Annotated in this window: 1 pseudogene; it reads left to right on the forward strand. The window is 61.9% G+C overall.

The features are described 5' to 3' along the window. Positions 1-362: pseudogene (locus GK091_RS29325) on the forward strand (PQQ-dependent sugar dehydrogenase); the annotation flags it as partial.

The raw sequence follows: 362 nt of genomic DNA on the forward strand, positions 1-362 counted from the left end.
TGTCCAGTACGGGCGTATCCACCGTGGTGGTGACGGCCACCGATGGAGGTGGCTTGAGTGCCAGCACGGGCTTTACACTGACGGTGACGGCCCCGGTTTCTGCGACGATAGGTGAGCCGGGTAGCTTTACGATCACCGGGGTGCAAACGGTGAGTTGTGTGGTGGTAAGTGGCGGTCAGCGGGCGGTCACCTTTACGCCCCAGTACGGGGGCATGACTGGGGGGGCTATTGCGTTCTCGGTAGTCAACGAGCGGGCGGCCACAACTGATCCGGGTCCCTACACGTTAACGCTGTATACCGACAACCCGACCATCACGCTGAACGCTCAGCAGGGTAGCACGGCGGCTACCTACCGCTACAAC

The organism is Spirosoma agri, assembly GCF_010747415.1.
GTDB classification, from domain to species: Bacteria; Bacteroidota; Bacteroidia; order Cytophagales; family Spirosomataceae; genus Spirosoma; species Spirosoma agri.